Origin of the sequence: Arthrobacter sp. H20, assembly GCF_000520515.1 — a bacterium.
Lineage (GTDB): Bacteria > Actinomycetota > Actinomycetes > Actinomycetales > Micrococcaceae > Arthrobacter_D.
On record NZ_KI914729.1, the window covers coordinates 1 to 14262 of the forward strand.

Below are 14262 nucleotides of genomic sequence, written 5' to 3' on the forward strand. Positions count from 1 at the left end.
TGGGTCCTAGTGCCCGTTTACCCCGCCCGGTGAAGATGCCCCGCGGGGGCGCCCCATGTGCGACACGATCGATTGCAGTTAGGTCCAGGTCTGCCAACTTTCGGGATTCTGTGTGCGCTGAATGGCGTAGACACCTTCACCGCTAGCTGAGACGCGACCGGCGCAGATCGCACGAGGGTTAGATCGCCGCCGCAACAGCTTGCTGATAGACCTTTGGTATGGGCAAGCTATCTATTTCTCCAACCGAGATCCAGGCCAGCTCGTGGTGTTCAGCGGACAAAGCGATTTTCTCGCTACGCGGGTTCAGAGCTGAGCACCGGAACGCGATTACTAGCACTCTTTTGCCTGGAATGACTTCAAAGATATCTGCCAGGATCACTTCACCAGCAGATATTGCCAGACCGGTTTCCTCAGCGAACTCTCGCACGACTGCTTCACGAAGCGATTCGCCCTCCTCAAGCTGACCCCCCGGCAGTTCCCACTCGTGCCGGTCATTTAGACCCAGGAGGACCGAACCGTCATCGATCAGCACGCCCTTAGCCGAGACTGTCCACTTCATACTTCGACCGTACTAGCCAAACGTGCAATATTGCCGCTTGCTCCGAAACGTGGCCGATAACGATGGGTTCAGAGATACCGATGAGTCAGACGAGAACAGTGCAGCAACACGCCGAGCTGTCAGTCTCGTTACTGGTGCCCTTTTGAATCCGCCACGCACCTACGTTTGCGTACGTGGCAAGGACTGAAAACGGCGGAGTCCAGGTATCGCCGCTTACCAGCTGTACGGTATTCCGCTGCAGTCAGGTGTGGCGACCTACTAGCGGAAGATCGTAGTGTGTTGCGACATGTACGAAGTCCGGATCAGGGCCCACGTTCTCAGATGCGAGCTGGCGCATATCGTTGGACCCAGGGGGTAGCCCGTTATCGAAGCGGTGGTCCCAATAGGCCCAGCAGCGCCCGAAAAGTGTCTTGGACGCGAACGAGATGCCCAGCGCCTCGGAACCGTCATCGAGCACCTGCTGTCTGATGACCTCGGCAAGAAGGGTCGTTACGGCTCGGTTCTCGCCGCTAATTGACCCGGCTGTGAGTACTTGTAACACCTCGGTCATCCCCGCCATTGTGGGGGCCAGCCTTTCGAGTGCGGCGAGAGTGTCGGGATGGTCCATCTTGACCCACCATCCCCGGGCCGGCATCTGAATCCTGTATATCGAACGATCCATCTGCCAGTCCACTGAGACAGCCCAAGGAACGTCGATCCCGTTGGTTTCGGCATCGTCCAGCACCTGCGCGATATAGTCATCCACGGTCCAGCCAATGGACTCAGCAGCTTTTGCGATCGCGGCCCTATTTTTCCGGAACCCGACCAAGACCTCGGCGTAGGCACATCGACTGGACTCCGCAATGTAGATAGTTGATCCCAGGGTGTCGAATCGACCGCGCCGATCTGGTGATGCCTTAGTGGTGGAAGTGATCGGCAGCGGTCCCACGATGGTGTTCTGCGGAACGGACAGTGCACCGTAGCGGTCCTTCGCAACCCGGAAGCCCCTCTCATCTGCTGCCTCAACGAGGCGAAGACCCGTCTTTGTGCAGGTTCGCGTGGTCACGCGGCGTAGGTGTCGTTTACAAAGGCCTCCGCAGCACCAAGGACCTCACGACTGGACTGCTGTTGGATGTACAGCACGGGCAACTCCTCGTTCAACCGTGGATTTGCGCCCATTAGCCAGGCCAGCGCGATATGTTTTCCCTCAGCTCTTTCGAGCGTCCTCCACACTCGGTAGCCAAGCCGTAACCGTGCCTCGACATCAGCGCGGGGCTCCGGACCGTCAGGCCGAGCCCACTTATACGGCGAGGTGCGGTCTTTCACGCCAGCCATGGTCTGTACGACGGTGGCGCCCACATTCTCGTTGAGCTCACGCACCATGTCATGGATGTCCATCCGGATTGAATCTAGGTAGATCCCGTCGCGCGCTGTGGTTTCCATGCATCCATTCTCGCAGGGGACAACACTAAAAGCAACATAAAAAACACAACCAAGCGACAGCGAAGCAAGTGCTCGACGGCGTTCTAAGTGACGTATCAGGGTGTTGCCGGTAGGGCGAGCACGTCCGAGACGTTAACCAAACCGCGGGGGTCCCGAACGATGGTTTGGGATGCTGCATTTATGTCGGTGAATTGGGGTTAGATATTTAGAGCTTGCTTCCAGATGTCTTGGTTATTTCGCACATAGGCGGAGGCGGCACGCCAGTGTTCGCCGTGTCCGTCGGCATACATTGAGGCCCAGGGTTGGAATCCTGTTCGGTGGGATTCTTCGAGTAGTTCGTACATGGCTTGTGTCCGCTGGTTGATCGCGTCAGGCAGGGCCCGGCGTATTTCGATATCGGCGTCGTACCCGTCGATGAATGCTTTGAGGTTTGCTGCGGCTTCTTCTACTGGTTGCCCTTCGAACATAGAGCTAAAGGATTGGGCGGCGTAGGCCAAGTCCCACAGTCGTGTACTGGGGCCGGATCCGTCCCAGTCAATGAAAACCCATCGCTCTCCGATGATGAGGTTCCACGGGGCGAGGTCGTTATGACACATCAGATTCGGTGCCTCTGTCGGCAGGGGCAGGTTCCAGTCATCCCGGTGGGGGAGTGGGAATGTTTCGCTGGCGTCGTGGATCTGTCGGACCATTCGACCGACGCGGATGAGGGCATCGATGCTGAGGGGCAGCTGGTTCAGGGCGAGGTCACCGTCGATGTATTCGACGACGTGTCGGTGGTCGGAGTCCTGTCCCAACGGTTCTGGTGCATCTACTCCAGCTTCGCGAAGTGCCTGTAGATAGCTCTGGATTGCTGCGGATCTTTTTTGACAGGGTTTTCGCACCGTGTTTCCCACGCGAACAACACTGTCCGAAGTATTACCGCCGGTTAGCTGCTCTTCCTCACTCACACCCGAAGCCTACTGGAGCAGCTCCCACACGACGGATTTTGGAGACCCTGAGTAGCGCCGATCTACTTCGCGTGTGGTCTGATCTCTTTGGTGGGGAAGAGAAGGATGGGTCGTTTCCATGCTGCCCACGCGCTAATGAGAGCTGCGAGGAAGCATAGGACTATGACTATGGCTGGTTCGATGGTGATGTGTCCGCCCCCTCGGCCGCCGAGCGTCATGAACATCGTGGACAGGGGTATGGAGGTCAGTGGGATCAGAATGAGGCAAGCCCATGGGCGGGTCTTTGAGCCGGCGATGGTGATCAGCGCCGCAATGAGCGCAAGCTCAAGAGTCCACCGTGAGAGCACGGATCCATCAATGAAGCCGACGTTATCGGGTGGCCAGAACGTTTTCTGTGATCCACTGCCTTGGAGGTAACTGGTGAGGGTGATGATGACGCCGAGTGCCGGTGAGCCTACAACGACCAGTTGGCGCAGCCCTGGCGTCCGTGTGGGATTTCCTGCCAGGGCGAGAAGGCTCATGACGGTGAAACAGACAAACACGATGAGAGGTACCCCGATGGTGGGGGCCGAAGTTTCCATGACGATAGCCAGGGCGACACTGGCCAGAATGGTGACTACGTGCAGGCATTTGGACAACCCGTCCCGGCCTATCGCTTGTGCAAGGAATGCGCCAAGGGCCAGGAGGAAAACAATGGCAGCAGGGGTTGTGACTGGTCCGAAGGGGTGATCGGCAAAGGTGTAGCTGTTCCAGCGGAACCAGCGCCCGAGCTCCCCAAGGACCAGCATCATCAATGCCAGCGCGGTGCCAGCGATGAGGCCGACAGCAGCGAGTCGATCGCGTCGGCGACGTGGCACCACCGAAAGGGCCTGATTCACGCGAGCAGTCAGCCCATGTAAGGCCAGATGTAGGAGCTCCGCGGTTGATGCTTTGGTCTTACCTTTTTCGGCTGCGACGTCCATCATCACCCCGACCAGTTCCTCGCCACGTGTTGCCCGCCATCGTGCAGGGTAGGCGCGTAGCGCGAGGCGGTACCTGCCCTCGAGCGCGGTCATATCGCTCACGCCATTCCTCCTACAGCCCGGGCCTGGAGGCTAAGCCGTGCAGCGCCCGCGTTGGACTCCAGCCGACTAATTTCACGCTCTAGTGCCTTGGCCCCTGTGTCGGTGAGGGTGTAGTAGCGGCGGAGTCGACCGTCGACGATTTCGTCGCCGGCGTCCTGCACTAATTCTTCTTCCTTTAGACGGTCAAGGGTTGTGTACAGGCTGCCTGGCTGCAGCGTCACCCTGCCACCGGAGAGCTTCTTCGTCTCAGCCAGCAGGGAATAGCCGTGGTGTTTACCTCTCGCCAGGGCTGTCAGGATCAGGAAGGTAGGTTCGCGCATTTCACGGATACTCATAACGAGAACTATATGTATATCGTATGACTATTGCTAGAGGTGGAGGCGTGTCGCGAGATCGCAACCATCAGAAAGGTTAGAAACGATGGTGGTAGGACCCCTCAGCGGCCTTTTCCGTTCTTGCGCCAGTAACCTTAGCTCGTGGTCATGCGCATTAGGGAGCGGAAGTCGTGAGGTTCGGAAACTTGAACAGCAAGATCGGCCTCGAATGCGTGGTTATAACCGAGAGCCGTGACGCGCCAGTGGGCTCTAACTGACTCCGAAGTGGCCAGCAGAACTAAATCGTCATCCTCGCTAACCCACGGCGTGCTCGGCCGAAGGTGAGGAAGTTCAATGATTACTCGCAGCCCATCCAATTCGTTATCCCAGCTAAGGGGATAGGTACTGTTTGCGGCTCGCAGCCCCGAGTAGTCGATCGGCTCGAAGAGGTCCATGCCATAAGGGTTGCGGGAGCGAACCACGGGAGGGATCAGCTTGTTTTTATCAAGATCCTCGACGTTGGTGTGGTCGACGCCGCGTACGTTCTCAAGAAAGATGTCGACTCTGACCGCTTCTAAAAATTGGCTCTGGGTGTTGTGAACGCTGAACCTCGGCCCAGGCAGGACTGCACCAGCCAGTTTGTCCAAGATACTTGACCAGTTGTCGGTGAGCTCGTCTTCCCACTCCTCGGCACGCTTATCGAATCTCTCCGAGGTCCACTCAGTACCACCAAACATGGGATTGGAAATGGCTAGCGCGGCCACGGTTGCGTTCGGGAAGGGGGCTGATTGCACCTTTACGTACTTCTCGCGCGCTTGCTCTATCGCATTCTCCACGATTCGCTGTCGGACGCCATCGGAGGGAAGGATGAGATGCGCGGGACTATCGAGGCTGACCTCGAACTCAGGCACCGTTACCGTTCGCTGGCGGGCTCGCGCGAACAAACGGTCTAGATCCGCTGAGTCAACCTTTCTTGTCTCTCCCTGACCCCGGACGTACACGTCACCATCCCGAAGAGTGGAGGATGCATTGCTTCCAGTGAAATCTTTTCGACATACATACACTGGGTCACCCTGCCGGGGAGGTTCAATCAGGATGAAAAGCGCCTCTGTGCCTGGCCCATCGGCAGGACGCCGTTCAAGGTCCCACTGCGGGCCACTTGTACCGAAGTAACGGCCGATCTTCTGCCCCAGAGCAAGTATCTCTAGCCCAGCAGGAACTCCGCCTACTCGGCCCTTCTCGGCACCGAGCACCATCACGGCGTAACCTCCAAAAGCACGAGCCGCTAGATCAACGGGCCGATTTGCTGCACCCAGAATGAACTTTGCGACTTTAGCGCAATCCTCTTTCAAATTGAGGTCAAAGGAACTTTTCACCTCGAGAAAGTGCTTCTCCCGAACATCGCCGTCCTGACGAATCGCCTCGAGTATTGCGTTGCGCTGTCGTTCTCCCGTTGGTGCCCGGCTTACGTCCATGATCTGTATCCTGCCACTACTGGCGGTGACGCCTCGTCGATCACACCTCTGGCCAAGGGCCGAACAAAGGTGCGGCGTAGAGGTACACCCCAACGCGACAGGTCGAATTGGAGCGTTCCCCGGTTACAGCAGCATGCCTTCGATGCCCGTTCGCGGTTTCGATCGTGAATCGTTGTGGCGTTTCATCCGCAGGTGGACGGCTTTGAGCTCTGTCCTTTGGGCTCCACCCGCCCACAGGTGGATGGCCCGCCAAGAGCCTGGGCCCGCTTCTCCGGTGCCTGTTTCTATTGCCACTCTTGGTCCTATTAGATCCTGAGGTCTTGTCGTCGGGGGCACGGCGTGAAGGGGGCTGCGCACGTCCACCGCTTGCTTGAGTGAGCTTTTTCGTGTCGGTGACTCAGGTGGGTGTGTGCAGGCGGGTCCTTGGTTCCTGCTGTCCAGGTGTGTGCGGGAAAAGCAGCGGAGCGTGGGGGAGCTTTTGCCGTGCACATGTGGGCAGGAGGCGCAGCAGTCGGCCACTGGAAAGCTAGGTCTCTTGGGCTACGACGGAAAACCCTTTCGGTTAGCTGAGCGGGGGTGGCTGAAGGGATGGTGGTCTCAACCGGTCAACGCACCGCGGTTGGTACATGGTCGCCGGTGTAGGGACTGTCTGACTTCGGACATGTCGCCTTCTGGCCATCTCAGCAAAGGATCCTTTGTCAGGACGTTGTGATCGGTCCGATGGTGGTCGAGCGAGGTCCAGCATTCGCGGCGGTTCTCGCAGCCGTGTCGTGTATCAGCAATGTGTCTCACATAGACTATTCTCAACAAAGCCGATTGTGGCCTTTGATGAGCTGATAGGGGAGTGGGCGTGGGAAGTGTTGGGTATGCCAGGGTCAGTACCCTGGACCAGAACGCGGACCTGCAACGCGCGGCGTTGGCGGCCGCGGGCTGCAAACGGATTTTCACCGACCACGGTGTGAGCGGAACGAGGGCCAGTCGGCCTGAACTGGACAACATGCTCGACCATCTTCGGGAGGGCGATGAAGTCGTGGTCTGGAAATTGGACCGGTTGGGCCGCAACACCCGCAACCTGTTGGCTCTCATCGATGACCTCGAACACCGGGGTGTGCACTTCCGCAGCGTCACGGAAGGCGTCAGCACAACGGGGTCGATGGGCAGGGCCATGCTCACCGTCATGTCCGCGTTCGCCCAGCTCGAACGCGACCAGCTGGCCGAGCGGACCCGAGCCGGCATGGCCGTTGCCGCCGAACACGGGCGGAAGGCCGGGCGGCGGGAAGTCACTGCCGGCCATGCTCAAGTCCAGCGAGCCCAGGACCTGAAAGCCCAGGGCCTCGCCCCGGCTGACATTGGGAAGATCATCGGGGCCAGCCGCGCCACCGTGTACCGCTACCTGAGCATGGGAAGCAATGACGTGCTCTAACGAGGACCGAAGCAGATGCCACGGACGGCCGGGATGGGCGCGTGGCCCGCGATGCACGTTTCTACGGAGCACTCTTGCCGAACACTCGCGATGGCGGTCACCGCGGCCACGGGAAAGCACTGAGCACTGAGCTGGACCCGCCACATAGCGCTGACAGAACAACGCCAAATACCGCTGCGATTCACGGCCCAGTTGAAAGGTTCCGTTTAGGTGTCTCGTTAAACTTCTGTTTTCCGAGACGGCAGATAGCCGGCTTGCGGTTAGATCGGTGTCCTGCTTGTCGCGCCTTCACCGGGCATTTTCTCGGACAGGGCATACGGGAATCAGCCGCCCCGTGACTAGTAGCGTCGAAGTGACAGTTTCCGAAGACGGCTGCACGGAATGTCCGAAGCCGTCTGCACGGCCGCTCCTACCGATGCGCGAAACCACTCCAACCAACGGAGACGTAAAGCTGTCGTGTCTGGTTGGGGTGGGCCCCAACCAGACGGTCGCGCAGCCGACGACTGCCATCTACGGCGAACCGTCAAAACCGGCCTGGAGAGTCCTCAGGTGGGGCCATAGTCAACCGCCCGGCCGGGGCCAGTCAAACCCCTGTCACAGCCACTTCAGACTGTTCGTTCCAGGTGCACCACCGCGGGCGCGGGATGCATGAGGAAGTCGCGGTGGCTGATGTTGTACGCGTAGGCGCCGGCCATGCCGAAGACGACGACGTCGCCCACGGCCAAGCGCGGCACGGCGATGTCCCGCGCCAGGACATCCTTGGGCGTGCACAGCTGACCGACGAAGGTCACCTCCGTGCCGGTTTCGGACGGCCGAGGCCAGGGCCGCCCCCACCCGTGGCGGGGTACGACGGCGAGGGGCTGGCTATGGCCCTTGGCCGCCGGAGTGCGCAGATGGTGTGTGCCTCCGGCGCAGACAGCAAAGACCTTCCCGTGACTGCGCTTGAGGTCCAGGACCTGAGTGGCATACCAGCCCGAATATGCGCTGATCGCGCGGCCTGGCTCGATGCGCACCGTCAGGGGAGTGTATGCCTCAGCCAAGGGCGCAAGGAGCCGCGCGTACTCGTCCCAGTCGAACACCCGGTCCGGATCCGCGTAGTCCACGTCCATGCCGCCGCCCACATTGACCTCCCTCACATCCAGGCCATGGCGTGCGGCAAACGCGGCGGCCCAGTCCAGCACCAATGAGGCCAGGGCGACGCAGCCTGCGGGTCCGTGGCCGCTGGCCAGATGGGCGTGGATGCCGAACAGCTCGACGCCGGGCAGCTGGGCCAGCTCGACAGCGGCCTTTTCAGCCTCTGCCGGGTCCATGCCGAAGGGGCTGGGGACGCCGCCCATCGTCAGGGCGGCAACCCCGTCGCCGGCGGTCCCGGACGGAATATTCACCCGGAGAAGGACCGGGGCCACGGTTCCGGCGACCCGAGCGAAGAGGTCGAGCCGGCGCAGCTCGTGCAGGCTCTCGACGTGGAATCGGTGGACGCCGGCGTCGAGTGCTGCGGCCAGTTCGACGTCGGTCTTGCCGGGACCGCCGAAAGCCAGCGGCACCCCGGGCAGGTGGGAACGGACGTGGGCGAGCTCGCCCCCGCTGGCCACTTCGAGGCCGTCGACGTGGGCGCCGATGACCGCCAGGAGCCGGGGATCGGGATTGGCCTTGACGGCGTGGAGGATCTCGATCCCGCCTCCGGCCTGATCGAAGGCCGAGCGGATCCTTGCCAGATGCCCCGCGAGATGCTCGAGGTCGTAAATGTAAGCGGGCACGCCGCCGCCGTCGGCCAGTGCGCAGGCTGCGTCCCTGACCCGCTCCGGCAGCGCCGTCCCCTGCGGGCGCAAAATCAGTTCTTCTGCGATGGTCGTCGCTGCTCCTCGGTCAGTGCGCTGCCAAAGGGGTGGGGAAACGCCACGTATCCCGCGAGCTTGTCGGCGCGACGCTGCCAGCGGATCAACATATTGGTCTTGGCAGGAAGGGGCACTCCCGCGAGCAGTGCGCGGAGCCGGGGTGGATTGCCCAGTGCAGCACTCGTCTCGGCAACCGTGCCACCCAGAATGTCCCATAGTTCGTTCTCGAAGCCGGGCGGTTCCGGGGCCAGATCAGCCAGGGCGCCGGCCATCTCGGCCAGATGGTTGACGAAGAGGCAGTAGGCGATCCTGTTCCAGCCCTGTTCCTCGTCGTAGGCAACGGCTCCGGAGATCTCCGGAGGCAGTGCGGCGAGGACGTCGGTGTGGCGGCTACCTACAAGCTTGGTGCCTTCGAGGTCGCGGGCAAGGATCTGCAGCGGCATGCCGTCCGGGCCGAGAACGGCCAGGACGTTCTGTAGGTGTGGTTCGAGGACGATGCCGTGTTCGGCCCATAGCCGCAGCAGGGGCGGAACCATCAGCTGGACGTATCTCTTCCACCATTGTCGGGCCCATGCCAGGGGATCCGCCGGGTCCGCGAGGTCCGAGAGCCGGGTCCGGGTGCCGGCCGGGTCCGGTGCGGCGGCGAGGCTGGCGGCGAGGTGAACGGTCTGCCCGGGTAGGGTCCAGCCCGCGATGCCTGTACGGACGATGGTACCGAGTCCTTCCAGGAGCGCCAGCCGCTGCTCCGGGGTTCCGTAGCTTTCCGGCAGCTGGGCGCTGCGCGCGGCAGGCTCCTCGAGCAGCGTGAAATTCGGGTGCATTATGGCGACTTCGGCCAAGGGTTCACGTAGCAAACGGGTGAGCTCGACGGCGCCGGAGAGCTCGTATACAGAGTTTTTGCGCAGGCAATTGGTGATCCGGACGTTCAGGCTTGTCTTGAGGAAGACATCCGTTTCCGGTTGGTAGAGGGTACGCACGCTGGCCGTGGGGTGGAAGGGCAGGCCTGTCTGGCCGAGGTCCAGGATCGTACCGTCGGCCACTGCCGCGGACAGGACCGGGCCAAGTTCCTTGTCGGTACTCAGCAACCGGTGCTGCCACGGGTGCACCGGCAAGGCTTTGTGGCCGGCGGGCACGTCCGGAGCCGCTTTGGCCAGCAGCCGGTTGGTCGAGGCGTGCTCATCGAAGCCACCGCCAACGGACTGCTCGAATACGAGGTTTTCCGGCACTGCGAGCCAGTGCAATGGGAAAGCTGTGCGGGTCTCCGGCGAGTACTGCCGCCACTTGCCGGCGTCCCCGGAACGCCATTTCGGGGCCGGGTGGCGCGGGTGCCCGGCGATGAGTGACTGCTCCGAATCGATGAAGGCAGCGAGCGGCTCAGTGATCGTGCGGACCGGGACGTCCGGGCGGGCGTCGAGGATGTCGGCGAGGCTGTCGCGGCTGGCAAGGACCTGGGCTGCGAACTCCTCATTGTCCTCCCCGGTGCGGGCGGTGAGTTCGGCCGTAACGAGAGCAGCAAGCTCTTGGAGGTCGATGTCCTCCCACGATCCCGATGCAGCGTCCTGCTGCTGGATGGCACCGGCGAAACGGTGGGCTGCCACGGTGGAGACCCGGAGGAGGCGGGCACGGAGGAGACTGCCGATGTGCGGAAGGCGTAGCAGCAGATGGCCGCCGTCGACCCACATCTGGCCGTCAGGGGCGGACACTTCGCGGATGAGGCAGCCAAGCAGCGTATGCGCTGATGTTAGGTCCGCTTCGCTGGCAAGCCGCGGTCTGGTGAGGATTGGTGTGATCACTTCAGACTCCGTTCGGGTGTCTTGACAGTTATGGGGGATCGCGCGGCAGCGAACCTGCCGGACGCGAGGGCGAGAATGGTGCCGACAACGACGGGTAGAGCGAGCGGGACAGCCGCGCCGAAGAGGCCGAAGGCTGCAAAAGCCGAAGCGAAGTGGGCTCCTGCCACTGCAGTGATTTCGCTTCGGCGCATCACTGCCATCCTGTGGCCTTGAAATAGTTGGGCCCCGTGCGAAGGTAGTACTTGTTCACGTCCGTACAGCCAAGCCGCTCCTTGGGGAGCAGAGTTCCAGCCGTGATCATGGCCTTGATCGGCAGACGGTCGGCATCGAGCACACTCGAACGCATCAGTTCCGCAGCCTGTCGGGATCCGGCGTCGCCGGGATCGCACCACCGCTCCACCGCTTCCAGGAGGCGGCCGCGGGCGAGGCCCAGCAGCTCTGCCCGACGACGTCGGTCCTCGCCGGCTTCCTCAACCACCAGGGCAGCGACGCACAGATGCAGCGTGATGGTGGTGACCATGTCGGCGAGCTCCGCAGGATCCTGGACAGCGATCCGCGAGTCGGCGAAGTCCTCCGAGCGCACCGGGCGGCCAAGGGCTGCAGATGCGCGGGAGCAATCGATGCGCCCGCTGTCGTTGTCCTTGTAGACGAGCCGCAGCCCGCCGGGCCCCTGGGCAACAGTGATGTTCTGTTGATGGGCTTCCAAGGCGATGCCGTAGCGCAGCCACAGTGCCACGTGCCAGTCCAGCAGGGCGGAGAAGTAGGCGTCGAACCATTCAGCGACGCCTCCGCCTGCCTGCGCGGCCAGCGCTTCCACTATCCGGCGCTCCGGCCGGGCCGGGTCCTGTGCCAGGAGTCCGGCTACGGGGACCAGGGTGTCCTGGGCAACCTCGGCAGGGTACCTGCGCACGAGCACCGCCAGCAAGTCGCTGTCGCTGTCGGCCCAGACCGACTCGTCCGCCAACAGGATCTTCGCTGCGAGCCGGGGCTCCTGCCCCAGTACCTCGGCCAACAGGTGCTGGACCTGCTCCCCGACGGCCAGTGTGCCCGGCTTGATGGTGCGCCGGTTCCGCTGGCCGAGAGTCGCCGTCGGCAGGGGCAGCTTGAGGTGGACACCGGGATTGGCGGAGAGGGCGACTGTGCGGGTCGACAACGTCGGCACGACGAGTGGCCCGGCCGCAGCAACGGCGGTCAGCCCGGCTCGGGCTACGGTGAGCGGGTGCACGGGCATGGCCACGTGGTCCCGGTCCAAGTCTGGGTCGAAGCCCAGTCCGGACGGTGCAGGCCACCAGTCCGGACGGCCCTGTGTGAGAGAACCGGAGAACCGCAGTCGCTTGCGCGGCACGATGGTCCAGTTCAAGGCGAATTCGGGGAGATATTCGGGGGCGTAACTGCGCAGCTCATCCTCGTCCATACCCCAGCGGCAACGGCCGGTCGGATGCACAGGGTGGTCCCGGAGTGCCGCAAGCGCCTCATGCTGCAGGAGCCCTGAAAATCCCTGCTCCGTTCCGGCAGCAAGCCTTCCCTGCAAGGCGGGGCCGGCGGCATCGTGCAGCCGCAACACCTCTGCCGTCTGCCGGCACTCCTCGGTGAATGCCACCCACCCGGCCTCGGCCTCGGCGTCATCGCGCGGCGCGAGTGCTGCCAGGACGCCGTCGAGCGTGGACTCGACGCGCAGTTTCCCGGATCCTTCGTCAACTGCCAGCAGGGAGTCGGCCACGGAGTGGTCGGCGAGGAAACCGTCGTCGCGCACGGATAGATAGGCGACGCGGCCGCCAGGCAACGGGGCGCTCCACCAGTCGGCGTGCCCGGCGTGCCCGTCCGGCGCGGGGACGGAATGGCCATTGCTCTGGAGTCCCAAATGATCCTCACGCAACAGGGCGTCCAAGACGCGAGCGAGCAACCCCGCGGTTGTGTCCAGGCTTGCGATAGCTGCGGGGTTCATGCCCCAACGCTCCATCGACTCGAACCGACGAAGTCCTCGACGGCGGTCCGGACGGACTCCACGGACGGCCCCAGTGCATGGACCACCGAAAGGTAATCGCGGTTGGTGCCGTGCAGCGGCGCCGAGACACCCGGGTCGCGGAGCCTGCGGTGACCCAGCCTCACTCCGCCGGGAAGATCCGCGGACAGCTCGGCGGGCGATTCATAGAGGGTGCCTTCACGATCGGCCGTCACATAATGGATGCGTGCCTGCCGGCCCAGCTCGGCCGGGCGCGGCAGTCCGTCCGGAAGCGGCTCGCCGAGATGCAGCCGGATGACCGCGGCGAAGATGTCGACGCCGAGCAGTTCTGAGCAGATCAGGTCCATCGTGTCGCCGATCAGCCGATAGTTGACCTCGATGATGCGGGCCCGGCCGCCGTCGACGACGAATTCGGTATGGCAGGCCCCGAGTCCCACCCCCAGAGCCTTGATCTGGGCCAGCAGGCCCTGTTCGACCTCTTCGGGTAGGGCCGGAACCCAGTCACGGCCGGTTTCGGTGAAGTACGGCGGATCCCCAAGCGTGGTCCGCCACGAACCAAAGTGTTGAAGGGTATGGCCGTCACCGAGCGTCTCGTAGGTGTGCAGCTCGCCGGAGAGGTATTCCTCAATGATTAGGGCGGCGTCGCCGCGTCGCTCCCGGATCCTCTCCACTTGCGCCTGAAGTTCATCGAGGTTTCGCACCAGCAGGACGTCTTCGCTGGCCACTCCTTCGCGGGGCTTGACCACTGCGGGGAACACCAGCTCCGCGGTAATGGCAGACAGATCTTCCCCCGGGCCGAGCTCGACACTGGCAACATGGTCCAGGCCGATGTACGACAACGCCCGGCGGGTGAGGAACTTGTTCTTGCAGCGAAGAGTTGCGTGCCAATCCTTCCCGGGCAGGCCCAGCAGCTCGGCGGCCATGGCCGTCTGAGTCTGCAGGTGGTCACTGTTGCTGAGTAGTCCGCGTGCCTGCCCGTACCTGGGTTCGAGCGCCAGGACACGCGCTGCTACGGCCCCGGCATCGTGCACCTCGGTCTGCTCAACGGCCAGTGGCGCATGAGCTATCCCGGCGTAGGCTGCAGCATGAGCCACGGGGTCGTCGGTCAAGATGACGACCGGGATGCCCATTGCCGCCGCGGCGGGCAGGAAACCCTTCGTGACGGCGTCAGTGGGGTTAATTGCGGTGAGGTAAAGGCACGGCGTGACGGACTCCTTGCGTCGCAGTCAGACCAAGCCCGACTAAGTTTTATTAGGCAAGGCTAAACTAACTCGAATAGGGATGTGGAAGTCAATCCGAGGGGTGGGCAGGCATGTAACATGCCGCCATAATTTGCGCACAAAAGTCTTTCGTAATATGTCTTTACCTTGTCCAGTCCTCCCGATCGGCTCCGGCACCCGCGCGGGCGGCCCACCTCAGACAGGAAAACACATGCTCCGTTCGAATCGACTCAAGGACAGGCTCGCC

The 14262-nt window shown here is 62.5% G+C and carries 14 protein-coding genes; 1 reads left to right on the plus strand and 13 read right to left on the minus strand.

Annotated elements, in window-relative coordinates; genetic code table 11:
• Positions 1–178: 178 nt before the first annotated feature.
• From Y703_RS0109325 to Y703_RS22645, 8 genes are all read right to left on the minus strand, one after another.
• The gene (locus tag Y703_RS0109325; protein ID WP_026552477.1) at positions 179–559 is read right to left on the minus strand and encodes an NUDIX domain-containing protein; all 381 of its coding nucleotides are present in this window, start codon (positions 557–559) and stop codon (positions 179–181) included.
• A 241-nt stretch (positions 560–800) separates the two neighbouring features.
• A complete protein-coding gene (locus Y703_RS0109330; RefSeq protein WP_026552478.1) occupies positions 801–1604 on the minus strand; it encodes a hypothetical protein in 804 nt (267 codons plus the stop codon).
• Complete coding sequence (locus Y703_RS0109335; RefSeq protein ID WP_026552479.1) at positions 1601–1981, minus strand: hypothetical protein; 381 nt, start codon at positions 1979–1981, stop codon at positions 1601–1603. The genes Y703_RS0109330 and Y703_RS0109335 overlap by 4 nt, the downstream gene beginning before the upstream one ends.
• A 197-nt stretch (positions 1982–2178) precedes the next feature.
• Positions 2179–2928, minus strand: a complete 750-nt coding sequence (locus tag Y703_RS0109340) for a phosphotransferase (RefSeq protein ID WP_026552480.1) — start codon at positions 2926–2928, stop codon at positions 2179–2181.
• 62 nt (positions 2929–2990) lie between these two features.
• Entirely contained in the window at positions 2991–3992 is a 1002-nt protein-coding gene (locus tag Y703_RS0109345; RefSeq protein WP_026552481.1) for a hypothetical protein, read from the minus strand.
• Positions 3989–4327, minus strand: a complete 339-nt coding sequence (locus Y703_RS0109350) for a PadR family transcriptional regulator (protein WP_216698885.1) — start codon at positions 4325–4327, stop codon at positions 3989–3991. Before Y703_RS0109350 ends, Y703_RS0109345 begins: the two co-directional genes overlap by 4 nt.
• A 134-nt stretch (positions 4328–4461) precedes the next feature.
• Positions 4462–5781: a hypothetical protein gene (locus Y703_RS0109355; RefSeq protein WP_026552483.1), complete on the minus strand. Its 1320-nt coding sequence runs from the start codon at positions 5779–5781 to the stop codon at positions 4462–4464.
• Between the two features lie 123 nt (positions 5782–5904).
• A complete protein-coding gene (locus tag Y703_RS22645; RefSeq protein WP_216698886.1) occupies positions 5905–6075 on the minus strand; it encodes a hypothetical protein in 171 nt (56 codons plus the stop codon).
• Between the two features lie 556 nt (positions 6076–6631).
• On the opposite strand from Y703_RS22645, the gene Y703_RS0109360 reads away from it, so the two are divergent.
• Positions 6632–7204 carry a recombinase family protein gene (locus Y703_RS0109360; RefSeq protein ID WP_026552484.1) on the plus strand — a complete coding sequence of 191 codons (573 nt, stop codon included), beginning with the start codon at positions 6632–6634 and terminating at the stop codon, positions 7202–7204.
• Between the two features lie 605 nt (positions 7205–7809).
• On the opposite strand, the gene Y703_RS0109365 is transcribed toward Y703_RS0109360, so the two are convergent.
• From Y703_RS0109365 to Y703_RS0109385, 5 genes are read right to left on the minus strand one after another with little or no spacing between them, the layout of a single operon-like run.
• Positions 7810–9033 (minus strand): type III PLP-dependent enzyme, encoded by a 1224-nt coding sequence (locus tag Y703_RS0109365; protein ID WP_081743478.1) that lies wholly within the window; start codon positions 9031–9033, stop codon positions 7810–7812.
• 2 nt (positions 9034–9035) lie between these two features.
• Complete coding sequence (locus tag Y703_RS19095; protein ID WP_216698887.1) at positions 9036–10832, minus strand: IucA/IucC family protein; 1797 nt, start codon at positions 10830–10832, stop codon at positions 9036–9038.
• Positions 10829–11023 (minus strand): hypothetical protein, encoded by a 195-nt coding sequence (locus tag Y703_RS0109375; RefSeq protein WP_026552486.1) that lies wholly within the window; start codon positions 11021–11023, stop codon positions 10829–10831. Before Y703_RS0109375 ends, Y703_RS19095 begins: the two co-directional genes overlap by 4 nt.
• Positions 11023–12777: an IucA/IucC family protein gene (locus Y703_RS0109380; protein WP_035764480.1), complete on the minus strand. Its 1755-nt coding sequence runs from the start codon at positions 12775–12777 to the stop codon at positions 11023–11025. Before Y703_RS0109380 ends, Y703_RS0109375 begins: the two co-directional genes overlap by 1 nt.
• Positions 12774–13904, minus strand: coding sequence for an ATP-grasp domain-containing protein (locus tag Y703_RS0109385; RefSeq protein ID WP_216698888.1), 1131 nt, complete (start codon positions 13902–13904; stop codon positions 12774–12776). The genes Y703_RS0109380 and Y703_RS0109385 overlap by 4 nt, the downstream gene beginning before the upstream one ends.
• Positions 13905–14262: the final 358 nt, after the last annotated feature.

Coding starts and splice junctions, on each gene's coding strand:
- Y703_RS0109325 (WP_026552477.1), bottom strand. CDS start 559: ATGAAGTGGACAGTCTCGGCTAAGGGCGTGCTGATCGATGACGGTTCG.
- Y703_RS0109335 (WP_026552479.1), bottom strand. CDS start 1,981: ATGGAAACCACAGCGCGCGACGGGATCTACCTAGATTCAATCCGGATG.
- Y703_RS0109350 (WP_216698885.1), bottom strand. CDS start 4,327: ATGAGTATCCGTGAAATGCGCGAACCTACCTTCCTGATCCTGACAGCC.
- Y703_RS0109355 (WP_026552483.1), bottom strand. CDS start 5,781: ATGGACGTAAGCCGGGCACCAACGGGAGAACGACAGCGCAACGCAATA.
- Y703_RS0109375 (WP_026552486.1), bottom strand. CDS start 11,023: ATGCGCCGAAGCGAAATCACTGCAGTGGCAGGAGCCCACTTCGCTTCG.
- Y703_RS0109380 (WP_035764480.1), bottom strand. CDS start 12,777: ATGAACCCCGCAGCTATCGCAAGCCTGGACACAACCGCGGGGTTGCTC.